22 protein-coding genes are annotated in these 24,853 nt (G+C 72.4%); 6 read left to right on the top strand and 16 right to left on the bottom strand.

Features of this window, described 5'->3' with window-relative positions:
* Window positions 1-409: 409 nt before the first annotated feature.
* From VFN12_RS10020 to VFN12_RS10000, 5 genes are all read right to left on the bottom strand, one after another.
* Window positions 410-3,349 carry a helix-turn-helix transcriptional regulator gene (locus tag VFN12_RS10020; RefSeq protein WP_325118513.1) on the bottom strand — a complete coding sequence of 980 codons (2,940 nt, stop codon included), beginning with the start codon at window positions 3,347-3,349 and terminating at the stop codon, window positions 410-412.
* A gap of 35 nt (window positions 3,350-3,384) precedes the next feature.
* Window positions 3,385-3,531, bottom strand: a complete 147-nt coding sequence (locus VFN12_RS10015; protein WP_325118511.1) for a hypothetical protein — start codon at window positions 3,529-3,531, stop codon at window positions 3,385-3,387.
* A 129-nt stretch (window positions 3,532-3,660) separates the two neighbouring features.
* Window positions 3,661-4,818 (bottom strand): imidazolonepropionase, encoded by a 1,158-nt coding sequence (gene hutI, locus VFN12_RS10010; protein ID WP_325118510.1) that lies wholly within the window; start codon window positions 4,816-4,818, stop codon window positions 3,661-3,663.
* Window positions 4,815-6,119, bottom strand: coding sequence for a formimidoylglutamate deiminase (locus tag VFN12_RS10005; protein ID WP_325118509.1), 1,305 nt, complete (start codon window positions 6,117-6,119; stop codon window positions 4,815-4,817). Before VFN12_RS10005 ends, hutI begins: the two co-directional genes overlap by 4 nt.
* Entirely contained in the window at window positions 6,116-7,399 is a 1,284-nt protein-coding gene (locus VFN12_RS10000) for an allantoate amidohydrolase (protein WP_325118507.1), read from the bottom strand. Before VFN12_RS10000 ends, VFN12_RS10005 begins: the two co-directional genes overlap by 4 nt.
* On the opposite strand from VFN12_RS10000, the gene VFN12_RS09995 reads away from it, so the two are divergent.
* Entirely contained in the window at window positions 7,398-8,030 is a 633-nt protein-coding gene (locus tag VFN12_RS09995; RefSeq protein ID WP_325118506.1) for a nitroreductase family protein, read from the top strand. The two genes, VFN12_RS10000 and VFN12_RS09995, sit on opposite strands and share 2 nt — an antisense overlap.
* Window positions 8,031-8,202: 172 nt before the next feature.
* Window positions 8,203-8,748, top strand: a complete 546-nt coding sequence (locus tag VFN12_RS09990; RefSeq protein ID WP_325118505.1) for a DUF1992 domain-containing protein — start codon at window positions 8,203-8,205, stop codon at window positions 8,746-8,748.
* Between the two features lie 6 nt (window positions 8,749-8,754).
* Here VFN12_RS09990 and VFN12_RS09985 read toward each other — a convergent pair whose 3' ends face one another.
* Complete coding sequence (locus tag VFN12_RS09985; RefSeq protein WP_325118504.1) at window positions 8,755-9,636, bottom strand: alpha/beta hydrolase; 882 nt, start codon at window positions 9,634-9,636, stop codon at window positions 8,755-8,757.
* An 83-nt stretch (window positions 9,637-9,719) separates the two neighbouring features.
* Between VFN12_RS09985 and VFN12_RS09980 the strand changes: the two genes are divergently transcribed.
* Both VFN12_RS09980 and VFN12_RS09975 read left to right on the top strand, forming a co-directional pair.
* Entirely contained in the window at window positions 9,720-10,808 is a 1,089-nt protein-coding gene (locus VFN12_RS09980; RefSeq protein WP_325118503.1) for a CoA ester lyase, read from the top strand.
* Window positions 10,805-11,671 carry a CoA ester lyase gene (locus tag VFN12_RS09975; RefSeq protein WP_325118502.1) on the top strand — a complete coding sequence of 289 codons (867 nt, stop codon included), beginning with the start codon at window positions 10,805-10,807 and terminating at the stop codon, window positions 11,669-11,671. Before VFN12_RS09980 ends, VFN12_RS09975 begins: the two co-directional genes overlap by 4 nt.
* A 10-nt stretch (window positions 11,672-11,681) precedes the next feature.
* Here VFN12_RS09975 and VFN12_RS09970 read toward each other — a convergent pair whose 3' ends face one another.
* The 10 genes from VFN12_RS09970 to VFN12_RS09925 all read right to left on the bottom strand — a co-directional run bounded on the left by VFN12_RS09970 (window position 11,682) and on the right by VFN12_RS09925 (window position 22,742).
* The gene (locus VFN12_RS09970) at window positions 11,682-12,356 is read right to left on the bottom strand and encodes a hypothetical protein (protein ID WP_325118501.1); all 675 of its coding nucleotides are present in this window, start codon (window positions 12,354-12,356) and stop codon (window positions 11,682-11,684) included.
* A 101-nt stretch (window positions 12,357-12,457) separates the two neighbouring features.
* Window positions 12,458-13,714: an AGE family epimerase/isomerase gene (locus VFN12_RS09965; protein ID WP_325118500.1), complete on the bottom strand. Its 1,257-nt coding sequence runs from the start codon at window positions 13,712-13,714 to the stop codon at window positions 12,458-12,460.
* Window positions 13,714-14,685 carry a glycoside hydrolase family 130 protein gene (locus VFN12_RS09960; protein ID WP_325118499.1) on the bottom strand — a complete coding sequence of 324 codons (972 nt, stop codon included), beginning with the start codon at window positions 14,683-14,685 and terminating at the stop codon, window positions 13,714-13,716. The genes VFN12_RS09965 and VFN12_RS09960 overlap by 1 nt, the downstream gene beginning before the upstream one ends.
* A 38-nt stretch (window positions 14,686-14,723) precedes the next feature.
* The gene (locus VFN12_RS09955) at window positions 14,724-16,805 is read right to left on the bottom strand and encodes a hypothetical protein (protein ID WP_325118498.1); all 2,082 of its coding nucleotides are present in this window, start codon (window positions 16,803-16,805) and stop codon (window positions 14,724-14,726) included.
* Window positions 16,806-16,828: 23 nt separating this feature from the next.
* Entirely contained in the window at window positions 16,829-18,022 is a 1,194-nt protein-coding gene (locus tag VFN12_RS09950; protein ID WP_325118497.1) for a Gfo/Idh/MocA family oxidoreductase, read from the bottom strand.
* A complete protein-coding gene (locus VFN12_RS09945) occupies window positions 18,019-18,840 on the bottom strand; it encodes a carbohydrate ABC transporter permease (protein ID WP_325118495.1) in 822 nt (273 codons plus the stop codon). The genes VFN12_RS09950 and VFN12_RS09945 overlap by 4 nt, the downstream gene beginning before the upstream one ends.
* A gap of 1 nt (window position 18,841) precedes the next feature.
* Window positions 18,842-19,765 carry a sugar ABC transporter permease gene (locus VFN12_RS09940; protein WP_325118494.1) on the bottom strand — a complete coding sequence of 308 codons (924 nt, stop codon included), beginning with the start codon at window positions 19,763-19,765 and terminating at the stop codon, window positions 18,842-18,844.
* Window positions 19,766-19,778: 13 nt separating this feature from the next.
* Complete coding sequence (locus tag VFN12_RS09935; RefSeq protein ID WP_325118493.1) at window positions 19,779-21,017, bottom strand: extracellular solute-binding protein; 1,239 nt, start codon at window positions 21,015-21,017, stop codon at window positions 19,779-19,781.
* Window positions 21,018-21,105: 88 nt separating this feature from the next.
* Complete coding sequence (locus VFN12_RS09930) at window positions 21,106-22,131, bottom strand: LacI family DNA-binding transcriptional regulator (RefSeq protein ID WP_325118492.1); 1,026 nt, start codon at window positions 22,129-22,131, stop codon at window positions 21,106-21,108.
* Window positions 22,132-22,217: 86 nt separating this feature from the next.
* Window positions 22,218-22,742 (bottom strand): hypothetical protein, encoded by a 525-nt coding sequence (locus tag VFN12_RS09925; protein WP_325118491.1) that lies wholly within the window; start codon window positions 22,740-22,742, stop codon window positions 22,218-22,220.
* Between the two features lie 187 nt (window positions 22,743-22,929).
* Here VFN12_RS09925 and VFN12_RS09920 point away from each other — a divergent pair, with 187 nt between their 5' ends.
* Together VFN12_RS09920 and VFN12_RS09915 are read left to right on the top strand one after the other, a co-directional pair.
* Entirely contained in the window at window positions 22,930-23,355 is a 426-nt protein-coding gene (locus tag VFN12_RS09920) for a hypothetical protein (RefSeq protein ID WP_325118490.1), read from the top strand.
* Window positions 23,356-23,523: 168 nt separating this feature from the next.
* Entirely contained in the window at window positions 23,524-24,834 is a 1,311-nt protein-coding gene (locus VFN12_RS09915; protein ID WP_325118489.1) for an MFS transporter, read from the top strand.
* Window positions 24,835-24,853 lie beyond the last annotated feature (19 nt).

Here is a 24,853-nt window from a genome sequence, read left to right as displayed (position 1 = left end):
GGTGCCGTCGGTCGCGTCGCCGTCGGTCCCGTCGGCGTCACCGCCACCCAGACCTTCCTGCGGCGCCCCGGCGGGGCTGGTGGTCATGTCGTCGTCGCCCAGGGGCTCCTCGGGGGTCATCCATTTCCTCCTGCTGATGTGGGTGGGTTCGATCCTGCCGCGAGTCTTCTCCGGCAGGGTCACCGGGGCAACCCCGGGTCCGGTGACGCCGTACCCGCGATCGGGCCGGGCACGCCGAGCGCGCCGAGATCTGGACCGCCCGCCGTGCGTCGACGTGGGCGACACCGGCCCCACTTCTCGGGGTTTCCATGCACTTCTCGGGCGTTGCAGCGGCTGAGAAGTGCAGGTTTCCCCGGCCCACCGGGGAAACCGACGCGGCGCGCGCGACACCCCAAACCACCGCGAGGAGTCAGTCGAGCAGACCACGCCGGCGGGCGATGGCGGCCGCCTCGGTCCGCCCGGAGGCACCGAGCTTGGCGAGGATGTTGGACACGTGGACGCTGACGGTCTTGGTGCTGATGAACAGCTGCCGTCCGATCTCGCCGTTGGAGCGCCCCTCGGCCACGAGCGCGAGGATCTCCTGCTCGCGGGGGGTGAGCGCGTCGGACGCACCAGCCGCCCGGGTGGGGGCGCTGCCGATCGAGCGCAGGTCGTCGAGCAGGGGCGTGGCGCCGAGCTGGTGGGCCGTCGCCCGGGCGAGGTCGCCGAGCTCGCGTGCGGCGGCGGTGTCGCCGGACGCGCGGTGGATGCCGGCCAGCACCGACCGCATCCGCGCCAGCTCGTGCACGTCCCCGAACTCCTCGGTGAGCGAGACCGTCTCCTGCCAGGCCGGGACCAGCACGTCGAGCGGTGGTGGCTCGATCCCGGCCAGCCACTGCACGCGCAGGGTCTCGGCGTCCAGCCGCTGCGCCCAGGCCCGGCCCTCGGGACCCCACGACTCCGGCCGGTCGGCATGCCGCTCGAGGACGGCGTGCCCGTCCGACCGCAGCCGCTCGGCGCGCTCGAGCCAGGTCGGGCGCTCGGCCGCCGGGACCTGTGGCATCACCCGGGCCAGCTCGCCGATGGCGACGGCGGCCAGGCGGATCCGGGCGCTGAACAGCGGGTGCCAGATCCGGGTCATGGTCTCCACCACGTCGTCGTACGACGACAGCACGCCGGCCGCGTCGCCGCGCCGCCCGGCGAGCTCCATCTCCATCGGGCCGGCGTGGATGGGCAGCAGCCCCTCCTTGTGCCAGTACCGGCGCAGGTCGCGCAGCAGGTCGCCGACGTCCTCGCCGCGCGCGAGCGCCACGGTCCCGCGCAGGGTGCCCAGCAGGGCCCGGGCGAGCGGCGGCGGCTCCTGGCCGGCGAGATCGGTCAGCTCGAGGACCTGGTCCCAGTCGCCCCTGGTGCGGTACACCCAGGCCAGGTGCCAGCGGGCGTCGAACGACCACGGCGCCCAGGGCAGCCCGGCCGCCCGGCCGCGGTCGATGGCGCTGCGGAACCAGCGCTCCGTCTCGGCGAACTCCGCCCAGTCCTGGTAGGAGCGACCGAGCAGCACCCGCCCCCGCAGCTCCGCCTCGACGGCGCCGGCGGCCTCGGCCCGCGCGACCGCCTCGGTGAGGGCGACCCGCAGCCCCTCCTTCGGGCCCGTCCGCTTCAGCCCGCTCAGGGTGGTGATCGCGTCGGAGGCGAGCTCGGTCAGGTCGAGCTTCTCGGCCGTCTCGAGGGCCTCGAGGCCGACCGTCTCGGCCTCCGCGTAGCGGCCCAGCGCCGACAGGATCCGCGCGTGCAGCGCCAGCACCTTGGCCCGCAGCTGCGGGAACCCCTCGGGCACCAGCGCCAGGGCCTCGGCCGACACCGCGGCCGGGTCCTCGGGTGTCTCGGTCATCACCAGCGCGTCGGCGCGGGCGGCGAGCACCCGGGCCCGGCACTCGTCGGGGGCGTCGGCGGGCAGCCGCTCGAGCTGTTCGCGCGCGAGTGCGGCTCCCCGGATCGGGTGCCCACTGGCCGTGAGCGACTCGACCGCCTTGACGGCGAGCTTCGACACGTCGATGTCGGCGGGGCGGGCGCGCTCGGGGTCGGCCATCAGCTCCAGCGCCTGCTGGTAGTGGTGCGCCGCCTCGTCGGGTCCCCCGACGGCCCTCGCCTCGTCGCCGGCCCGGATGGCGGCGGTCAGGGCGGTGGCCAGGTCGAGCGCGAGCCGGGCGTGCCGGGCGAGCTCGGCGGCGGTACCGGAGGCCGCGCCGCTGCTGAGCGCGCGCGCGTACGCCGCGTGCAGGCGCACTCGCTCACCGGGCAGCAGGTCGTCGTAGACCGCCTCCCCGAGAAGGGCGTGCCGGAAGGCGTAGCCGCGCTCGTCGGCGACCAGCACGTTGGTCTCCACCGCGCCGCGCAGGCCGGTGTCGAGCGCTGCGCTGTCGAGACCGGCGGCCGCGGCCAGCATGTCGTGGGAGACCCTCCGCCCCGCGACGCTCGCGGCCCGGGCGACCTGCCGAGCGGTCTCGTCGAGCCGGTCGAGCCGCACGAGGAGCAGGTCGGCGAGCTCGGCGGGGACCCAGCGCCCCGGCCCGGCGGCGGCCCCGACGAGCTCCTCGACGAAGAACGCGTTTCCCTCGGCCCGGTCGACGATGTCGGCGACCTCCTCGGCCTCGAGCGGTGCCGGGTGGAGCTCGGTGATGAGGGTGCGGACGTCGGACGCCCCCAGAGGCTGGAGCTGGAGGCGCTCGACGCCGCGGATCCGGGACCACTCGGCGACCTGGGCGCGGAGCGGGTGGCGGCGGTGCAGGTCGTCGGAACGGTACGACGCGACGACCGCGACCAGGCCCTGGAAGGGCCGGGAGAACAGGAAGCTGAGCATGTCGCGGGTCGAACGGTCGGCCCAGTGGGTGTCCTCCACGACCAGCAGGACCGGGGCCTTGGCCGCCGCCTCCTCGAGCAGCTCGTGCATGGCCTCGAACAGGTCGGCCCGGTCGAGGGACAACGGCTCGCCCTCCTCCTGGGAGGAGAGGACCCGGCGTCCCGGCTGGAGCCTGGTCAGCGCCGGGTGCAGCCCGGTCGCGGTGTCGACGACGTCGGGCAGGGCGGCGGCCATCCGGCCGAGCACCTCCGAGAACGGAAGGTAGGGCAGCGCGCTGTCGCCGAAGTCGAGGCAGTGTCCTGCGAACACCTGCCAGCCGTCGGCGTTGGCGAGGTCGCGCAGCTCGGTGAGCAGGCGGGTCTTGCCGACGCCCGCGTCACCGGAGAGCAGGACGGCGCGAGGTTCGCTGCCGACCCCTTCCTCCGCACGCGGACGGACACCGAGCTGGGAGGCGATCTCGCTCAGCTCGGCGTCCCGTCCGACCAGGGTCCTGCTGGATTGCGCTGGCACGCCCTCCATCATGTCGCGAACGGCCGCCCCCGGGATCACTGGGCGGCGTCGACGGCCACCGCCGGCCGACGTGCGCGCGGCACCCGGCGGTGGCGCCTGCTGTGGTCCGCCAGGCCGGACCTGAGGCGGTCGCTGCGGTAGCTGAGCTCGGACTGCAGGAAGGTGAGCTTGGGGTCGTACATCTCGGCTCCTCGGTTCTCGTCGGTGAGTCGAGAGTCGCCCTCTGAGGTAGGCCCGCACATCGGACAAGTGCCTTATTCCGCGGCCCCGGGTCTGGGAGTGCCTCAGGCCGTCCCGGGTCCGGTCGAGGGTCAGGTCGGACGGCCGGCCAGCCAGACGCCGGCGACGAGGGGGACGCCGGGCCGGTAGGCCAGGTGCACGTGGGTGGGAGCATCGAGCAGCACGAGGTCGGCCCGGTGACCCGGGACCAGCGCGCCCACGTCGTCGCGGCCCAGCGCTTCGGCGCCGCGCTGGGTGACGGCGTGCACCGCCTCGGCTGGGGTCATCCCCATCTCCCGGACGGCCAGCGCGATGCACAGCGGGATCGAGCTGGTGAAGCAGCTGCCCGGGTTGCAGTCGCTGGCGAGCGCGACCCGCACACCGGCGTCGAGCAGGCGGCGGGCGTCGGGGTAGGGCTGCCGGGTGGAGAACTCGACGCCCGGGAGCAGGGTGGCGATGGTCCCGGAGTCGCGGAGGGCGTCGACGTCGGCGTCCTCGAGGTAGGTGCAGTGGTCGACGGCGAGCAGGCCGAGCTCGGCGGCCAGCCGGACGCCGGGGCCGGGGCCAAGCTGGTTGGCGTGCAGCCGCCCCCGGAGCCCGGCCGTGCGACCCGCCTCCAGCACGGCGCGCGCCTGGTCGCCGTCGAACGCGCCCCGCTCGCAGAACGCATCGATCCACCTCGCGTGCGGGAGGGCGGCCTCGAGCATGGAGCCGGTGACCAGCTCGACGTAGGCGGCCGGGTCGGTGCCCTCGGGCACGACGTGGGCGCCGAGGAAGGTGGTCTCGTCGGTGAACTGCCGGGCGATCGCGAGGCTGCGGGCCTCGTCGCGGGTGGTCAGGCCGTAGCCGCTCTTGATCTCCAGCGTGGTCGTGCCCTGCCGGTGCATCTCCTGCACCAACCGCGCCACGTGGCTGGTGAGCTGCTCGTCGGTGGCCTCCCGGGTGGCGGCCACGGTGGTGCGGATCCCGCCGGCCGCGTAGGACTCACCGGCCATCCGGGCTGCGAACTCGGCCGCCCGGTCGCCGGCGAAGACCAGGTGGCTGTGGCTGTCGACGAAGCCGGGCAGCACGGCACGGCCGCCGGCGTCGTACGCCTCGTCGGCGGGGGGCGCGTCGGCCGCGGCGCCCACCCAGGCGACGGTGCCGCCCTCGACCACGAGGGCGGCGTCCTCGACGATGCCCAGGAGCCCCCCGCGCTGCGGGTCGTTGGTGACCAGCTCGCCGATGTGGTGGATGAGGGTGCTGCTCATTGCTGCCAGACCCTTCCGATCGCCCGGTCGAGCTCGCGCCCGATCTCCTGGCGGTCACCCTGCCGCACGACGATGCGCCCGTCGACCATCACCTGGGTGACGTCCTGGGCGGTGGCGGCGAAGACCACGGTGCTGTCGTCCCGACCGGTGCCGGCGGTTCGGGGGCTGGCCGGGTCGAGGGTGACCAGGTCGGCCCTCCGCCCGACCTCGATGGCGCCGGCGTCGGGCCAGCCGAGGCTGGCGTGGCCGGTGAGGGTGGCGGCGTCGAGCAGCTCGGGGGCGCTCCAGTGCCCGCGCTGCTGGGTGGCCAGCCGCTCGTCCAGCTCGACCGCCCGCATCTCCTCGAACAGGTCGATCACGGCGTGGCTGTCGCTGCCGAGGGTGAGCGGCGCGCCGGCCACCTGGAGCCTCCGGCTCGGGCCGACGCCGTCGCCGAGGTCGCGCTCGGTGGTGGGACAGAAGCAGGCGTGGGTGGCGGTGCTGCCGAGCAGCCGGATGTCTCCCTCCGTGAGGTGGGTGGCGTGGACCGCGGTGGTCATCGGGCCGAGGACGCCGTGGCGTCCGAGCACCTCGGTGGGCGTGCGGGAGTACGCCGCGAGGCAGGCGCGGTTCTCGGCCACCTGCTCGGAGAGGTGGGCGTGCAGCGGCCTCGTGGCGCCCGCCCAGTCGGCCACGGTCGAGAGCTGCTCGGCGGGCACGGCGCGGACCGAGTGCACGGCCGCACCGGTGCGGGCACCGTCGGTGGCCTCCAGCGCGCCCACCCGGTCCGCCCAGCCGGCCGCGTCGCGGTCGGCGTACCTGACCTGCACCCCCTGGGGAGGTTCGCCGAACCCCGAGCTGAGGTAGCAGGTGTCCAGCAGCGTGATCCGGATCCCGGCCTCGCGTGCCGCCTCGACCAGGGCCAGGCCCATGGCGTTGGGGTCGTCGTACGGTGTGCCGTCAGGCTGGTGGTGCAGGTAGTGGAACTCGCCGACGCACGTGATCCCGGCCGCTGCCATCTCGCGGTACGTCGCCCGCGCCAGGTCGAGGTAGAGGTCCGGGTCGAGCCGGCCGGCGACGGCGTACATCTGGTCGCGCCAGGTCCAGAACGACCCCCGCTCGCGCTGGGTGCGACCGCGCAGGGCGCGGTGGAAGGCGTGGCTGTGGCAGTTCGCGAGGCCGGGGATGGTGAGCCCGGCGAGGGGCTCGCCGGTCTGCGCGCCCGGGGTCACCGCGGTGAACCGGCCGTCCTCGATCTCGACGAGCACGTCGTCCCGGACGGCCCCGCCGACCCAGGCCCGCTCGAGGAGGAGAGCGGTCACGACGCCAGCCGTTCGAGGGTGTCGGCCAGGGCGGAGACCCCGACCAGGCAGTCGGCCATCTCGGCGTGCTCGTCGGGCGAGTGCGACACCCCGGTGGGGTTGCGCACGAACAGCATCGCGGTGGGGATCCCCGCGGCGGACAGGATGCCCGCGTCGTGTCCGGCCATGGTGGGGATGATCGGCCAGTCGCCGCCCTCGTGGTCGCCGGCGATCCGTCGCGCCAGGGCCGGGTCGAAGGCGACCGCTCCGGAGACGGACTCTGCCGTGACGGCGAGCGCCGTACCGTCCCGGCCCGCGCGGTCCCCGCCCTGCCTCTCGATGGCGGCGACGAGCGCCGCGAGCCCGTCGTCGGTCTCGCAGCGCGCGTCCAGCCAGGCCGTGACCCGCGAGGGCACGGCGTTGGTGCCGTTGGGGAACACCTCGACCCGCCCGAAGGTGGCGCGCTCCCCCGCCAGCCGCGCCTGCTTGTTGGCGGCGAGGGCGGTCATGGCGTAGGTGAGCATCGGGTCGCGGCGATCCTCCATCCGCGTGGTGCCGGCATGGTTGGCCTGGCCGGCGAAGTCGAAGCGGTAACGCCCGTGCGGCCAGATCTCGCTGCCGACGCCGATCGCGGCGCCGCGGTCGACCAGGTCCCGGCCCTGCTCGACGTGCAGCTCGACGAAGCACTCGACCTGGTCGTGCAGTCCCCACGACTTGTCGCCGTCGTCGGGCGCCAGGCCGGCCGCGCCGAGCGCGTCGGGCAGGAAGACGCCGTCACGGTCCTGCAGCTCCCGGGCCGCCGACCAGTCCATCGTCCCGGCCGCGAGCCGCGAGCCCAGGCAGGCGAGGCCGAACCGCGATCCCTCCTCCTCGGCGAAGACGCTGACCCCGATCGGCTTCGCGGGAACGAGACCGCGCTCACGCAGCAGGTCGACCGCGGCCAGGCCCGACACGACGCCGAGCGGGCCGTCGAAGGCGCCACCGTCGAGAACCGAGTCGAGGTGGGACCCGGTGAGGACGCCCTTTCTCGATAGTCCGCCACGATCGGCTCCTTCATCGGGCAGGGCGGGGAGCTTCTTGCGCCGGACTATCTGGTTGGCCGGATCCCACCAGGCCACGATGTTGCCGAGCTCGTCGGACTCGACCCGGAGCCCCCGCGCGGTCGCCTGCTCGACGAACCACGACCGGAGCTCGGTCTCGGCGGACTCGTAGGGCTGCCGGAAGTACCCCCCGCTCGCCGACGACCGCCCGACCGGTGCGAGGTCGCGCCACATCTGCTCAAAGGACAAGATCGGCTCCATGGAGTTCAGGGACGTGGTGCGCCGTCGGCGCATGGTCAGGAAGTACGACGACCGGCCGGTCGACCCGGCCGTGGTGGACCGGATGCTGGCGCACGCGGTCCACGCGCCGAGCGCCGGTTTCAGCCAGGGCTGGGCGTTCCTGCGCCTCGACCGGCCCGACGAGCTCGAACGGTTCTGGCGGACCACCACCCCCGAGGAGTACCTCGAGACCATGAGCGACTGGCTGGCCGGGATGCGCGCGGCCCCGGTCGTGATCGTGCCGCTGTCCCACAAGGACGCCTACCTCGACCGGTACGCCCAGCCCGACAAGGGCTGGACCGACCGCGACCCAGAAAGTGTCGCTGCCCGCTGGCCCGTTCCTTACTGGCACATCGACACCGGCATGGCGGCGCTGCTGATCCTGCAGACCGCGGTCGACGAGGGGCTCGGCGCCTGCTTCTTCGGCATCCCGCCGGAGTGCACCGACCGGTTCCGCGACGAGTTCGGGGTCCCGCGCAGCCACACCCCCATCGGCGCGATCACGGTCGGTCACCGGCTGCCCGACCCGGGCCGCCCGGGATCGGCCGCCAGCCGGCGGCGACGTACCCCGGACGAGGTGGTGCACCACGGTCACTGGGGCGGGAGGGGCTGACACCCTCCAAGTCCAGCGGTCCGCGTGGCGCCGGTCAACGAGCCGCACCGCCGGGCCATCTCGCATCCGAGACTGGTTCCTTCACAGATAGTCCCTAACGAAACCGTCGTCGACACGCCGAAGGGAGCCGCGGCCTCGTTCGGGACTATCGTGAGGGCGAGGTGAGATGGGCATGACGGACAGGCAACCGGAGCAGCCGGAGGGTCCCGAGCGGGAAGGCCAGCGGGACGTCCGCACCGGCCGGGCCGCCGCGCGCAACCGGATGCGCGACCAGACCAGGTACGTCGACCTCGAGATCCAGCAGGCCATGGCCCGCGGCGAGTTCGACGACCTGCCCGGAGCCGGCAAGCCGATCCAGGGGCTCGGCACCCAGCACGACCCCGACTGGTGGATCAAGCAGCTGATCGAGCGCGAGAACATCACCGGCGTCCTGCCACCGGCCCTCCAGCTGCGCAAGGACGACGCCGAGCTCGACGGCCGGCTCGACGAGCTGCTGACCGAGCGGGAGGTCCGCGAGGAGGTCGAGGAGTTCAACGCCCGCGTGCTCCGGGCCCGCTACACCCCGGTCGACGGGCCGCCGCTGGTCACCCAGCCCCGCGACGTCGAGGAGACCGTGGCGGCCTGGCGGGCGAGACGGCGTACGACGAAGCCACCCGCACCCTCACCCGAACCACCCCCGCGGCGCGAGAGGCGGTCCTGGTTCCGTCGGAGCCGCTGATCGGGCTCAGCCACCTGCGAGCACCGCGAAGGGCAGGTCGGGCCAGATCCACGGCCCGAAGTGGCCCAGCCCCGGAAACGCGATCAGCGAGGCGTCGGCCAGCCGGGCGGCCACTCGCTCGGCATTCGCGTAGGGCTCGAGGTCGTCGGCCGTCCCGTGCAGGAGGCGCACCGGACAGCGCACGTCCTCGAGGTCGACCTCGAGCGGGCGGATGGTGCGCATCCCGTCCTCCAGGTAGCCGACGTGTCCGCCACTGAAGCCGTGCACGATCGACTCGGCCAGCGACGGGGCGAAGGGCCCGTGCAGCAGGTCGCGTTCACGCGGCGACATGGTCGCCGCCAGCTCGTGCAGCAGCGCCACGGCACCGTCCACGTCCGAGGCCCGTTCGACCGACGCGGCGTAGTCGGCCTCGAGCTCGTCCGGCCGGCCACGACGCAGCATCGCCAGGTCCTCCCGCTCGGCATCGCTGAGGTGCGCCTCCACCTCCGGGTCGTCGTAGGGCAGGACGTGGCCGCTGACGAGCACCACCGACGTCACCCTCCGCGGCTCGAGCGCCGCCAGGGTCAGGGCGTAGACCGCGCCCATCGAGACTCCGATCACCGGAAGCTCGGCCACGCCGAGGTGGTCGGCGGCCGCGAGCAGGTCGCCGGCCACCACGCGGCGGTCCAGGCCGGCGGGATCGGTGTCGCCGTAACCGGCCCGGTCGATCGCCAGCATCGAGACGCCGTACCTCTCCAGCGACGCGTCGAAGGCACGGGCGTCACGCCGTGAGCCGGGCTGGCCGTGGAGCCAGCCCACCACCCGCCCACCCTCGGGCCCGCGCAGGAGCCAGCCGACGCGTCGCCCGTCCGGCCCGACGTGGATTCCCTCACGCTCGAAGATCGCCATGAGGCATGGTGCCCGAGATCGGGGCGTCCCGGCATGCAATGCGTCATGCCGACCACGCGCCGGCCGCTGCTAGGTTCCGCCCCATGCGCAGTGCCAAGGACTTCTTCCGCCCCCTCGCGGTCGGCGCCCCCGACCCCCTCACCGAGATCCCGGCCCGGCCGAGCCGGGCGATCCACTTCTTCGACCCGAGCAACGCCAAGATGGCCGCCAAGGTTCCGCAGATGGTCGGGACGGTCGACGTCCTGCTCGGCAACCTCGAGGACGCCGTCAAGGCCGACAACAAGGAGGCCGCCCGCGCCGGCCTGGTCAAGATCGCGCAGGAGACCGCCGAGCTCGGTGGAGGTGGCGGGTCCACCCAGCTCTGGACCCGCATCAACGCGCTCGACAGCCCCTGGGTGCTCGACGACCTCACCACCCTGGTCACCGAGATCGGCGACAAGCTCGACGTGATCATGGTGCCGAAGGTCCAGGGCGCCGAGGACATCCAGTACGTCGACCGCCTGCTCGCCCAGCTCGAGGCGAAGGCCCGGCTGGACCGGCCGATCCTGGTGCACGCGATCCTCGAGACCGCTCGCGGGATGGTCAACGTCGAGGAGATCTGCGGCGCCTCGCCCCGGATGCAGGGCCTCTCCCTCGGACCCGCCGACCTGGCCGCGGACCGGCGGATGAAGACCACCCGCGTCGGTGGGGGCCACCCCGGCTACCTCGTCCGCCAGGACCCGATCGTCAACGCCGACAACGTCGAGTCCGGCGACCGCAAGACCTACCAACAGGACCTGTGGCACTACACGATCGCGCGGATGGTCGACGCCTGCGCGATGCACGGGATCTACCCCCACTACGGGCCGTTCGGCGACATCGCCGACGTGGTGGCCTGCGAGGACCAGTTCCGAAACGCCTTCCTGCTCGGCTGCGTCGGCACCTGGACCCTGCACCCCAAGCAGATCGAGATCGCCAACAGGGTCTTCAGCCCGAGCGTCGAGGACATCACCCACGCCCGCCGGGTGGTCGCCGCCATGGGCGACGGCACCGGTGCGGTGATGCTCGACGGCAAGATGGAGGACGACGCCTCCCTCAAGCAGTGCCTGGTGCTGGTCGAGCTCGCCGAGCGGCTGGCGGCGATCGATCCCGAGCTGAAGAAGGCCTACGACTCCATCGAGGTCGACCAGTGAGCGAGTTCCGCCCGCGCCGCTCGGTCCTCTACATGCCTTCCTCCAACGAGCGGGCGCTGGAGAAGGCGAAGTCGATCCCCTGCGACGGGCTGATCCTCGACCTCGAGGACGCCGTCGCCCCCGACGCCAAGCCGGCGGCCCGCGAAGCGGCCTGCGCCGCCGCGGCCTCGGGCGACTACGGCAAGCGCGAGGTCACCATCCGGGTCAACGGCGCCGACACCGAGTGGCACGCCGACGACCTGGCGGCCGCCTGCGCGGCGGGCCCGGACGCCATCGTGGTGCCCAAGGTCGACAGCGCCGACGCGGTGCTCCGGCTGGTCGAGGCGATGGCCGCCCACGACGCCCCCGAGCACACCGAGCTGTGGGCGATGGTCGAGACGCCGTACGCGATGCTGCACGCGGAGGAGATCGCGGCGGCCTCCGACCGGCTGACGGTGCTGGTGATGGGGACCAACGACCTGGCCAAGGAGCTGTACGCCGAGCACGTCCCGGGGCGCCAGCCGCTGCTGGCCGGACTCGGCATCGCCCTGCTCGCGGCACGGGCCACCGGCAAGGCGATCCTCGACGGCGTCTACAACGACGTGAAGAACGCCGACGGCTTCCTCGCCGAGTGCCGGCAGGGCCGCGAGATGGGCTTCGACGGCAAGACCCTGATCCACCCCGGGCAGGTCGAGGCTGCGAACGAGGCGTTCGCCCCGAGCGAGCAGGCCGTGCAGGACGCCCGCGGCATCCTCGAGGCATGGGAGGACGGCAAGGGCTCGGGAGTCGTCACCTACAACGGGCGCATGATCGAGAACCTCCACGTGGAGTCCGCCCGTCGCACGCTCTCCATCCACGACGCGATCTCCGCCCTGAGCACCTGACCGCGGGTCGTCACCTGGCCGGAAACCGCCTCACGTCCACACCCTCCGGCGGGGTCGTGGAGAACGTCGACTCGTCGATCCGGGGGTGCGGGTCGACCCGGTTCGCGACGACCCGCCCCGCCTCGAGCACGAGCCCGGTGGCCCGGTCGACCCACATCCGGCGTGCCGTCACCATCTCGGCGCGTGATCGCCCGCAGCGGTAGCCGATCGCGGTCCGTCCCAGGATCTGTCGGCTGCCGAGGCGCCGGGCTCCCGGACACGCCTCGGCCAGTCTGGCGCTGCCCGGCAGGAGCACCCACGAGCGCACGTAGTCGTAGAACATTCCGCCGAACTCCTCCGGCGACTCGTAGAGCTGGTAGGGGTCCACGAAGTCGTTGAGGTGGGCAAAGAGCCGGTCCCCGTCGTAGATCACGAGCCACCGCGTCGGTGGGTAGTCCGTGGGGATCACCCACTCGAACCGGATGAGGTCGGGCCCGGCCGTCGTGACCCGCACGCGAGGACGTCCGATCTCCACCAGCGCGAGCGTGTACTGCGCGCTGAGCGCGCGGCCGGCCACGGGCGACTCAGCGCGGCCGGAGTCCGCGGTGGGGGCCTGGCGCGCGGTCCCGCAACTGGCCAGCGCGAGCGCGCAGACGCAGGACGTGGCGAGCGAGACCCTGTTACGGCGGCTGATCCTGATGGGCATCACTCAGACTGCGATCCCGAGCCGACAACGGTCTACCTACCCAGGTCGGACCGGAGCCGACCCCGTCCACCCTGGGTACCGGATCTCACCGGACCGGGGCATCACCCCGGCGGACGTCGCACCTGGTCCAGCAGCCCGTCGCGCAGCGCGGCTGCCAGGGTCGGCGTCAGGGGCAGTCGCGGGATCAGCGTCGCCTGCAGGGCGTGGTAGGTGTCCGGCTTGCCCTGCCAGACCACGTCACTGGGCAGGTTCCGTGCGTCGAGCTCGTGGCGCCAGGAACCCAGCTCCTGATCGATGAACACCTCGGCGATGTGGTCCCACCAGGTCGCGTACCAGCCGGCGTACGACGGGTCGCCGGTCGCCGCGTGCAGTGCGGCGGCGGTGGCCGTGGCCTCCGCCGCGACCCAGTGCATCCGCTCCCGCACCACGGGCTCGCCGTCCCAGTCGACGGTGTAGACGAACCCGTCCGCGCCGTCGGTCGCCCATCCCTCGCGCACCGACGCTTCGAACAGCCCGACCGCGTCGAAGAGGAGCCAGTCCGGGGCGGTGGAGCCGAGCGCGGCACGCAGGTGGAGGGCCAGCCGCGCCCATTCCAGCCAGTGGCCGACCGTCGCGCCGTAGGGGCGGAACGGGTCGGCCGGGGCGTCGCGGTTGTAGTCGAGCAGCGGGGTCCACGCCTCGTCGAAGTGCTCCGGCAGACGCCAGTGGTGGGCGGGTCCGAGGTCGTGCACCACCCGGGTCACGATGCGCAGCGCGTGGTCGAGCAGGGCGCGGTCCCCCGTGGCATCGGCGGCTGCGAGGAGCGCCTCCACCGTGTGCATGTTGGCGTTCACGCCGCGGTAGCTGTCGAGCGACGAGAAGGACTCGTCCCACTCCTCCACGACCATCCCGTGCTCGTCGTCCCAGAACCTGGTGAGCAGCACCTCGAGAGCCTCGCGCAGCAGGTCGGCAGCACCGGGGCGACCCGCGCAGGTCGCGCTGGCCGCGGCGAGGACGACGAACGCGTGCGGGTAGGCGCTCTTGTCACGACCGGTCGGCCCGCCCTCGTCGACGGCGGCGTACCAGCCCCCGTGGACGGGGTCGCGGAAGCGTCCCGCCAGGGCGCGGATGCCGTGGTCGACCAGGGGCCCGCAACCGGGGCGGCCCATCAGGTGACCCAGCGCGAACACGTGCGTCATCCGGCAGGTGATCCAGAGCTCGACCGGCCGGTCGGGCTCTGGACGCCCCGCCTCGTCGAGCCAGGCGAACCCCCCGGCCGGATGGCGTGAGGCCCGGCTGAAGTCGAGCAGCCGGTCGCCCTCGGCCTCCAGCCAGCGGCCATGGGCCGCGGTGGCGAGCCAGGGGGTCGCCTCGGCCATCAGGAGCCCAGCGCGGAGTATCGGTCGCCGATCCGGTACGTCGCGACGCCCAGCGTCGAGTCGCTCTGGCCGTAGTAGGCGAACCAGGTGTCCTGGAAGTTCACCAGGCCCTCCACGAACGTCACGTTGGAGACCAGTCCGTGAGTGTCCTCGTACGTCGACGGCTCCAGCCACGGCCGCTTCATCTCCGCGAGGATCGTGGCGGGGTCTGCCGGGTCGAAGAGCAGCTGGCCGCAGGTGTAGCGGACCGATCCGTCGGCGTTCTTCACCGCGGCGTTGTGGAGCATGAGGATCAGCCCGTTGTCGGTGATGATCGGCGGCGGGCCCACCTCCACCAGGAACTCACCGAACGTGCCCGGCCCGGTCGGCACCATCAGCGGCTCGTCGTTGGAGCACGGCTTCCAGCTGATCAGGTCATCGGACCAGGCGTGGTAGATCGAGCCCTCGCCGAAGTACATGAGGTAGCGACCCTCGATCGGCACCGGCAGGATCGCGCCGGCCTTGCTCCACGGGCCGTCCTGGCCGTTGCCCTGCGGGAGGAAGGTGTTGAACTCCGGGAAGAGCGGCCCGTGCTTGGTCCACGTGAACAGGTCGGTGGAGGTGGCCAGGCAGAGCTGGGCGGTCGTGCGGTCCCAGCCGGTGTAGGTCATGTAGTAGGTGCCGTCGATCTCGCTGACCCGCGGGTCCTCGGCACCGAACTCCTCGTAGGGCTCGGTCGGCGAGAGCACCGGCTCCGGGTGGCGTTCGAAGTTGATGCCGTCCTCGCTGGTGGCGAGGCCGACGTGGGACACGATGTCGTCGGCGTGGGCACGGTAGAGCAGGACGACCTTGCCGTCCTTCACCACGGCGGCCGGGTTGTAGACGCTGGCCGACTCCCAGCCGTCGCCCTGGGGCTTCAGGATCGGGTTCTGCTCGTAGGGCCGGAAGGGTCCGAGCGGGAACTCGGCGTGCGGGTGGGCCTGGGGGGACATGACTCCTCGTTCTCTGTGTTCGTTGAAGCGTGGCTGGGTCAGCGACGGACCAGGGCGAAACCTCCGGCCGGCACCGTCACGTTCACCGTCCGGGCGGTGCTGACCGAGGACGCGACCGGACGACCGGTGCCGTCGTAGGTCTGCACCCGCGCCGGACCGGTGCCGGCGACGCGCACGTTGGTGCGCTCGGCGCTCGTCGACGCGCTCCGCAGGAGCGCGGTGCCGTGGCCGTCACCGGCCAGGACCAGGCGCGACACGAGCGGCTCGAGCATGAGCGCGTCCAGGGCGGCGGGATCGCCGTCTCCGGTCGCGGTGGTGGCGGAGAGCCTGGTCGCACCGGCCGGCAGCGTCACGGGCAGGGTCACGGGCAGCAGGGCTCCCGGCGCCGGCGAGTCGCCCTGCGCCCCGATCTCGCCGGACGCCACGCGTCCCAGCAGCTGCTGGTCCTCCCGGAGGGTGGTGACGGCGCCGCTGCCCGGACGCAGGTCGAACACCGGCAGCACGAGCGAGCGGGGGTGCTCCGGCAGGGCCAGGGTCGTGGACCCGCCGTCTCCGAGGGCCGCGTACCCGGAGCCGCTGAACAACGACTCGCCGGTCCACATCGAGGGCGGCACGGCGGCGGACGCGTCGCCGGTGAGGTCGCCGTCCTCGGCTTCCAGGGTGACGGTGCCCTGCCTGGTCTCGATGCCGTTGGTCCGGGCGAGCTCGGCGACGGCAGGGTGCTGGTCGAGCGCGATCATCGACAGCAGCCCGTGGATCGTGGACTCGGCACCCGAGTTGCGGTTGATCTGGCCGGACCCGGAGATCCCGTCGAACGTCCTGCCGGTGGCGGGGTCGTACATGGGCTGGCCGGCGGGGTTGGCGCCGAAGTACCACGCGGCCACGATCCCGGCGAGACCGGTCGCGGCACCGGTGGTGGAGCCGTCGGCCTCGGCGGTCGCGAGCAGGGACTGCAACCGCGAGTCAGCGCCGTAGGCGATCTGCGAGGCGTCCCCACGGGTGGGCAGCCGGCCGTTGTCAGCGCCGCCCGAGGTCAGGAGCCACGGGTCGAAGGTGAACGAGTCGCGGCTCGCCGCGTCGGCCAGCCCACGCTGTCCGAGCACGCCGGAGGCCTCGGCCAGCGCGGCGGGTGCGTTGCCGCCCCAGGCGTGCCAGACCGAGCGCGACTCCGCCCAGGGACGGACCGAGCCCATCGGCCAGTGCCGGGCGTCGCCGCCGCGCAGCTGCGCGATGCCCTCGCTGAGCTGCGACAGCGCGGTGCGAGCCGCCGGCGTCCCTCCGGCCTCGACGTAGGCCGACAGTCCGAGCACGGCCTCGGCGCTCGCGTCGGCACCGTTGGCGATCAGCCACGCCGGAGCCGGTTCGCCGTCGATGTCCAGGTGCTCCCCGTAGCGGTCCAGCACCTGCCGGTCGACCGCGCCGACCGCGAGGTCGAGGCGGTCCGCGAGGAACTCCGCGAACGCGGGGTCGGCATGCTTGAAGGCGGCGTAACCCTCACCGAGGGCCCAGATCGTGCGGGCCAGCCAGTAGGACGCGTCACTGTCGGAGGGGTCCGGCAGCTCCTTCGGCTCGGCGCTGGGGTTCAGGGTTCCGTCGGGCTGCATCCACAGCACCACGTTGCCGAGGTCGTCGCCGGGGGTGGTGGTCTGCAGGTACGTCAGGCCGCGCAGCATCTGGTAGGCCGCGTCCCGGCTGGCCGTCGAGCCCGTCGCCTGCCAGTGCCGCAGGTAGACGACGGACGCGCGGCTCACGTCGTCGGCGTTGAACGCGCCCTGGCTCCAGGTGTCGGTGGCCGGGTCGTAGGACCCGCCGCCGACGTGCCGGAAGGTCCCGTCGGGGTTCGGCTCTGCGTAGGTCCAGAGCGTGCCGATCTCCGGCTCCTGCGCGAGCCGGTACGTCGTGTGCCCGGCCTGGTCCGGCGGGGAGACCGTCACCGAGAGCCAGTCGAGGTGGTCCAGGTTGGTGAGCGTCCCCGGGGCTTGCGCCGCGTAGGCGGACCTGGGGGTGCTGACGGTCGCCACGGACGGCACCGTCGTCGAGGTGACCGCCAGACCGGTCAGGGCGGCCACGGCGAGCACGGCGCGGCTGCGCCACGGACGGGGTCGGGAGGAGTGGGTCATGGGATGCCTCATCACTGGACGGTTCATCGGGCAGGGACAGGTGTGGGGGCGAGCGACTCGGCTCTCCCGTGCTGTGCGGAGCGAGTGGCGGCGGTGGCCATGGCGACGGCCGCGGCGCCCTCGGCGGGACCGCTGACCGGTGCGCCGCCGTCGGCAATGCGTGCGAGCAGGTCGGTCATCGCCGCGCGCACGCTCTCGGCGTACGCAGCCGGCTTGGCGTCGTGCCCGCCGAGGGTCAGCTCGACGCGGACCCGGTGCGGCACCACCTGGGTGAGGCCCCGCCCCCGAGCGCGGGCGGGCGCGGCGTGCGGCTCACTGGAGACGCGAACTGCGGCCCCGGGTCCGAGACGGAAGCCGTCGACGTGGAACAGCTCGTCGCTCCGGGCGGGGAGTCCCTCGGCGACCTGCAGGCCGGAGTCGTCGGTCCACGCGTCGATCACGGCCAGCACGGGGATCCAGCCCTCGACCCGGACCTCGGCGGCCCCGCAGTCGAGCCGCATGAGCTGGCGTTCGCACCGATGCGCGTGGGTGAAGGAGTGGGTGTGGGTGGCCAGTGCGTCTCCGTGGGTGACCGTGGCCGAGACCAGGTCCACCGGTCCGTCGCTTCGGCGCGCGGCGACGGCCTGCACCGAGGTGGCGGGGTGGTCCATCAGCGCCGCGGCGGCGTCGAAGAAGTGCACTCCGTGCTCGACGAAGATCCCTCCGCTGCGGGTCTCGTCCCAGAACCAGTGGGCCGGGCCGAGGTCCTCGTCGCTCGCGTCGTTCTCGAAGCAGAAACGCTGGACCGGGCCGAGCAGCGGACCGCGCAGCCGACCCAGCGCCCGCAGCAGCGGGTTGTAGCGCAGGACGTGGTCGACCACCAGGACGCGCCCGGTGCGCTCGACGGTCGCCACGAGGCCTCGGGCCTCGGCGTCGTCGAGGGCGAGCGGCTTCTCGACGAGGACGTGCTTGCCCGCCTCGAGCGCGGCCGCGGCGATCGAGGCATGGCTGTCGGGGGTGGTGGCCACGACCACGATGTCGGCGGCGGGGTCGGCCAGCAGGTCGGACCACGAGTCGGCCACCCGTGCGCCGTGGGCGTCGGCCAGCCGGCGCGCGGCCTCGGGCCGTACGTCGGCGACCGACCGGACCGTGACGTCGGGAAGCGAGGCGGTGGCTCCGGCGAGGAAGGTGGCGAACCCACCCGCCCCGACGATCCCCAGCCCGTGTCCCGGGGTCATCCCTTGACCCCCGACCCGAGATCGGAGGCGGTGAAGTGCTTCTGGAAGGCGACGAACAGCGCTACCGCCGGGACGGAGAGCACCACGGCGCCGGCGAGGATGGCGCCGTACGGGTTGGCGGCCCGTCCGGCGACGTTGCTGATGTAGTTGGCGAGCGACACCGCGAGTGGCTGCATGTCGGCGTCCTTGGTGACGAGGAACGGCCAGAGGAACTCGTTCCAGGGCCCGATGAAGGTGAGCAGGATCGCGGTGAGGACGGCTGGGCGGACCAGCGGCAGCGCAACCGACCACAGGATCCGCAGCTCGCTGGCCCCGTCGAGGCGGGCGGCGGCGAACAGCTCCTCCGGCAGCTGCAGGAAGAACTGCCGGAAGAGGAAGACGGCCGTGGAGTTGATCGCGAACGGGACGATCATCCCGAGGTAGGAGTCGGCCAGCCCGTAGGTGCGCACGATCATGACGTAGATCGGGATGATCAGGAGCTGGAACGGGATCGTCTGCACCAGCAGCATGACGGCGAACAGGGTGCCTCTCCCCCGGTAGTGCAGCCGTGCGAGCGCATACCCGGCCAGCACCCCGAAGACGACGGTCCCCAGCAGGACGCCTCCGGTGAAGATGCCTGAGTTGACCAGCGACTGGCCCAGGTCCACCCGATCGTCGATCGCGGTGTAGTTGTCCAGCGTGAACCCGCCGGTGGGGAAGGCGCCCTTGAGCGTCGTGTCGGGCTCCTTCTGCAGCGAGCTGATCAGCATGTAGTAGAAGGGGAAGACGAAGAGCAGGGCGCCGCCGAAGAGCACCAGGTATCGCAGGAAGCGGTTCATGTCAGTCCCTCTCGACGACTTTCCTGGTCACCAGGGCAATCAGCAGTACGCCGATCACGAGGAGCACGCCGATCGCGGCGGCGGTGTCGGGGTTCCCCTGCTCGATCCCCTTCTGGTACATCACCAGCACCGGTGAGCTCGAGGCGCCGTTGGGCCCGCCGCCGTTGGTGAGCAGATAGGGCTCGGTGAACAGGTTGGCGCCCGTGATCGTGGCGAGGATCAGCACCAACGTGGTGGCGGGCCGCACTCCGGGGACGGTCACGTGCCAGAACGCCCTGATCCGTCCCGCACCGTCACTCGCGGCGGACTCGTAGAGCTCCTTCGGCACGTTCTGGAGCGCCGCGAGGTAGAACAGCACGAACAGGCCGAGCTGCTTCCAGGTCACGAACAGCGCGATCACCGGCATCGCCAGGGTGCTGTTCACCAGCCACGACGGGTCCGGCGCCAGCGGGCCGAGCACCTGGTTGACCATCCCGCCCTGGCTGAACAGGAACAGCCACACGGCCACCAGGGCGACGCTGGCGGTCACGTAGGGGGCGAAGTAGGCGATCCGCAGGAAGGTCCGGCCCCGCATGGCGCCGTTGAGGGCGGCGGCCAGCACCAGGGCGAGCACGACGGTCAGCGGCACGTTGATGAGGAGGAACTCGACGACGTTGAGGAACGACTCCCGGACATCCGGGTCGCCGAGGACCTCCTGGTAGTTCTCGAGCCCGACGAACGGTCGCTCCACCTCCACGCCCGGTGCGGCGAAGAAGTAGTCGTGGAAGCTCATCCACACCGCCAGGCCGAGGGGGTAGGCGAACACGACAGCGAGGAACACCACGTAGGGCGCGGAGAACACGATTCCCAGGGGCTGGCGGCCCAGGAGGGCCGCCAGCCTCGATCGGGAGCGCGCCGGACGGGTCCGGTCGACGGTCTCGGTCATCGTCGGATCCGGCTCAGGACTGGCTCGCGAGATCCGTGATCTCCTCCGCCGCGCCCGAGAGGGACTCGTCGACCGGCGCCTTGCCGAAGATCACCGACTCCGAGTAGGCGTCACGGAACGTCTGCCAGATCTCGATCGAGTTGGCCACGTTGGGGACCTCGACGGTGCGCGAGGCCTGGTCGGCGAACTCGACGTACTCCGGGTTCTCCTTGAAGTAGTCCGGATAGGTGCCCTGCAGGTCACTGCGCAGCGGCATCTGGCCGGTCATCTCCAGCAGCTTGCCGTCCTGCTCCTCGCTGGTCGCGAACTTCAGGACCTCCCAGGCGGTGCCCTGGTTCTCGCACGCCGAGTAGAGCCCGATGTTCTTGGCATCGGAGAACGTGTAGGTCTCCTCCGGGCTCGTGCCGGACGACGTCGGGACGGGAACGGCGCCCCAGTCGACCGACTCGCCGTAGACGGCGATCGCCCAGGGGCCGACGATGGCCATGGCCGCCTTCTGGTCGGCGAAGGAGTCGCCGTTGTAGACCTCCTGCTGCGCGAGACCCTCGTCGTACATGGTCCCCCAGAACTCCGCGACCGTGTTGCCCTCCTCGGAGTCGAAGGTCGCCTCTCCGTCCTCGATCAGCTGCTGGCCGCCGGTCTCGGCCGCGAACATCGGGTAGAAGTCGAACCAGGACTGGAAGAACTCGCTGGTCGGCGCCGGCCAGATGGCGGCCTGGGCAGCCCCGCTGTCGACGATCTTGCGGCTGGTCGCGAGGAACTCGTCATGGGTGCCCAGCGGCGGGTTCTCCGGGTCGACCCCTGCCTTCTTCATGATGTCCTTGTTGTAGAAGATCATCACCGGGTTCGACTTCCAGGGGATCTGGTAGTACTGCCCGTCCGGAGACTTGTACTGCTCCGCCACGTCACCGCTGCGTGACTCGACGTAGTCCGTGCCGCCCTCGAATTCGTCCAGCGCGACCAGTCCTCCCTGCTTCTGGAACTGCGGCACGGCCGCGGGCGAGGTGTTGAACACCAGGCAGGGGGCGTTCCCGGCCGTGATCGCGGCACCGATGACCTCCTCGGAGGTCTCCCCGGCGGGGATCTCCTGGGCGGTGACCTCCTCGTCGGGGTGCTCGGCGTTCCACTCCTCGACCATCGCCTTGCCCCAGGCGATCTCCTCCGGGTTGTTGGACAGCCAGACCTTGATCGGGCCCGTGGCGGTGGTGGCCTCGTCGGAGCTGCCGCTGTCACCCCCACACGCGGCGGTCATGCCAATCGCCAGCAAGGTCAGCACTGCTGTAGCGGCCTTCGATCTCATCTGTCTCTCTCCATTCGTGTACTGCGGGGGAACTGGTGGTTCAGGGGACCGGGTGGCGGACCGGACCGGTGGATCCGCGGACGACCAGCCGCGGCAGCGGAAGCTCCACGGCGGTGGCCGGTCGCTGGTCGATCAGCTCGAGCAGGCGGACGGCCGCCGCCCGGCCCCAGCCGATGACGTCGCTGCTCACGGTGGTCAGCGCCGGCACCAGATGGGCCGCGAGCTCGGTGTCCTCGTAGCCGGTCACCGACAGCCGGCCGGGAACGTCGATGCCGCGCCCGGAGGCGACGGCCAGTCCGGCCACGGCCATGAGGTCGTTGGCGTAGACGATCGCCGTCGGAGGCTCGGCGAGGTCCAGCAGCTCGCGGGTGGCGGCCGCACCGCTCTCGGCGGAGAAGTCGGCCTCCACACAGGGGCCTTCCGGAAGGCCGGCGCCGCGCAGGGTGGCGGCCCACGCCTCGCGGCGGGAACGACCGTGCACCATCCGGGCCGGGCCCGAGACGTGCGCGATCCGGGTGTGGCCCTGGGCGAGGAGGTGCTCGACGGCGGCGACGATCCCGGGGCCGTCGTCGACACCGACGGAGGGCCAGACGGGGGTGGTGAGTCCGGGGCCGACGATCACGGCAGGCAGCCCCAGCTCGGCCAGCAGCGCGGGGCGTGCGTCGTCGACGTACAGGTCGGTCACGAAGACGCCGTCGACCCTGCCCTCGTCGCTGAGCCGGCGGTAGGTCTGCTGCTCGCCCTCGTGCTCGGGCACGACCTGGAGCAGGAGGGCGTAGCCGTGGCGGGACAGCTCGCTCTCCACGCCGGCGATGAAGGACGGGAAGAAGGGGTCCGCCCGCAAGGTCTCGGGCGGGCGGGCCATCACGAGACCCACCGCGAGCGCGCGGGAGACCGAGAGGGCGCGGGCGCGTGAGCTCGGGGTCCACCCCATGTCCCGCGCGACACCGAGGATCCGGGCCCGGGTCTCGGGAGCGAGGCCCGAGCGGTCGTTCAACGCGAACGAGACGGCGCCCTTGGAGACGCCGGCAGCGCGGGCGACGTCGTTGATCGTGGGGCGGGACATCGCTCCACCTAAACCGGTTTAGTAGCACCCTGTCAAGGGGCAGCCGCCGATCAGCCTTCCGCGCTGTACCCGTGCGGCCGGACGGGCTACTCGCCGTAGGTCGTGCTCTCCCCCGTCGAACCGGTGACCTCGACGGTCCCGCGACCGAGGTCGAACGAGACGGCCGGGACGGCGTCGCTGACGTCCGCACCCCGGGCCCGCCACGCGCCGTCGTCCTCCACCAGCCACACGCTCGAGGACCAGGTCGCGGCGTCTGCCTCGTCGGTCACCGACACGTCGAAGCTCACGTAGTCGTCCCCCGCCAGGAACCGTCCCGGGAGCTCGTCGGGGTCGATGTCGAAGGCATAGCTGCCGTCCTCGGTGGTCGTGACCGCCGGCACGTCGTACGTCGTCGTCCCGCCGGCCACCCCCAGGTCCTCGATCAGGAGGGAGACCTCGGCGCCGGCCACCGGATCGCCGTCCCGGCGGACCTCTCCGTGCACGAACAGGTCGCCGGCCCCGGGTCCGGCCACCGGGCCGGAGGCCGACGAGGCGTCAGCACCCTGGATCAGGGAGCAGCCGGTCATCGCCACGACCGCGAGCGTCGCCGCACCGGGTCCCGAACTGCGCATGTCGCCTCGCCTTCCGCCCCCGTGAACGGATCGGCACGAGGGTAGCGGCGGCGCCGCCGACGGGCCATGGGCATCTCGCGGGTCCACGCGACTAGTCCCTTTGTCCGATTGTGGGGTGTACCCGCGCGCCCGGACATTTGTCGCAGGCACCCGAGGGCGGTGCCCCTCAAGACATCGGAGGGACAGCATGAGCACAAGGCACACCTATCCCGCGGTCATCGGCTCGGCCGTGCTCCTGGGCAGCGTCATCGCCGCAGCCCCGGCGCAGGCCGGAGGCGGGGACTTCACCGAGAGGACAGGCTCCTGCTCGGCGAACGCCTCCTGGGTGATGAAGGCCAAGCACGACACCGGCCGGATCGAGATGGAGTTCAGCGTGGAGACCCAGCGCGCCGGCCAGCGCTGGACGGTCCGGGTCAGGGACAACGGCGCACTCGTCTTCTCCGGAGCGCGGCGCACCAACCGGATCAGCCGGTCGCTCTCGGTCGACCGCATGCTCACGAACCGGGCCGGGACGGATCGCTTCGTCGCCCGGGCGATCAACGCCAGGACCGGAGAGGTGTGCCGGGGCCGCGTCGCCCTCGCCCCTGCGGGCTCCAGCGGCAGCTCGGGCTGACCCCACGATCCCTCCCGGATCGGCCTCGCCCCCGCCCACCTGGGGCGAGGCCGACGAGGTGGGCCGATCGAGAGGGACGGTGGCGCGGGTGTCGCCGCCGTCCCTCTCGTCGCGTCCGGGGCGGGAAACGGGTGGGCGGTTGTCGGTGGCCCGGGCAAGGATGGTCCGGTGAGCACGACACCCGGCCTGCGTGGGTTCTGGCACCAGCTGTCCACCGAGGGGCGCTGGCTCCTGTCCACGGTGGCGGTCCAGACCCTGGGCCGAGGGATGACGCTGCCGTTCACCGTCATCTACCTCCACGAGGTTCGCGGCATCTCGCTCGACCTCGCCGGCCTGCTGATGGCCTTCATCGCGATCGTGGCGCTCGGCGTCACCGGGCCGGGCGGGGCGCTGACCGACAGGTTCGGTGCCCGTCGCCTGCTGCTCTTCTCCACCGCGGCGCACCTCGTCGGGTGCTCGATCCTCGCCTTCGCCTCGACCCCCGTCGTGGTGGCGCTGGCCTTCGCGTTCATGGGCCTCAACTTCGGGGTTGCCTGGCCGGCGTTCAACGCCCTGATCGCCGCCATCACACCCGCCGGCGCGATGCGCCAGCAGTACTTCGGCATCAACTTCGCCCTGGTCAACCTCGGCATCGGCGTGGGCGGCATCATCGGCGGCCTCTACGCCGACGTCTCGGCGCCCCACACGTTCACGGTCATCTTCCTCGCCGACGGCGCCGCCATGCTGGTGCCGATCGCGCTCCTGCTCGGCCCGCTGCGTCACGTGCACGGTCGGGCCGACGTGCCCGACGACCACGACGCCGCCCAGGGGTCCTATCTCGCGATCGTCCGCCGGCCCGCCGTGCTGTGGATGACGGTGCTGACCTTCCTCGGCACGTTCGTGGGCTACGGCCAGATGGAGGCCGGCTTCCCGGCCTTCGCCCGCGAGGTCAGCGAGGTCTCCACCCGCGTGGTGGGTTTCGCGTTCGCCCTCAACACCCTGGTCATCGTCGGACTCCAGTTCCTGGTCCTGCGTCTGATCACGGGCCGTCGGCGCACCCGGGTGCTGCTGGTGATGTGCGCCCTGTGGGCAGCGTCCTGGGTGACCCTCGGGCTCACCGGAGTCGTGGCCGGCACCATCGCCGCCACGGCAGGGGTGCTGGTCTTCCACGCGGTGTTCGCCCTCGGCGAGACGATGCTGCAGCCGACCATCCCGGCGATCACCAACGACATGGCGCCCGACCACCTGCGCGGCCGCTACAACGCGGTCAGCTCCGGCGCCTTCCAGGCGGGAACGATCCTCGGCCCGGTGGTGGCCGGCGTCCTGCTCAACCACGGGTGGTCGTCGGCCTTCGTGGTGATGCTCGTGGTCGGCTGCGCCGCCATGGCCACCCTGGCCCTGGTCGTCGAACGCCTGATCAGCCCGGCCGTCAACGGCATCGACGAGCCGCCGGTCATCTCCGCCGACCCGGTCACGTCCGAGACCTCGGTCGCGGGCTGAGCCCGCCGGGCTGCCCCGG

It is taken from the genome of Nocardioides sp., from assembly GCF_035703625.1.
Classification (GTDB): domain Bacteria; phylum Actinomycetota; class Actinomycetes; order Propionibacteriales; family Nocardioidaceae; genus Nocardioides.
This window is presented reverse-complemented; position numbering and strand designations above follow the sequence as displayed.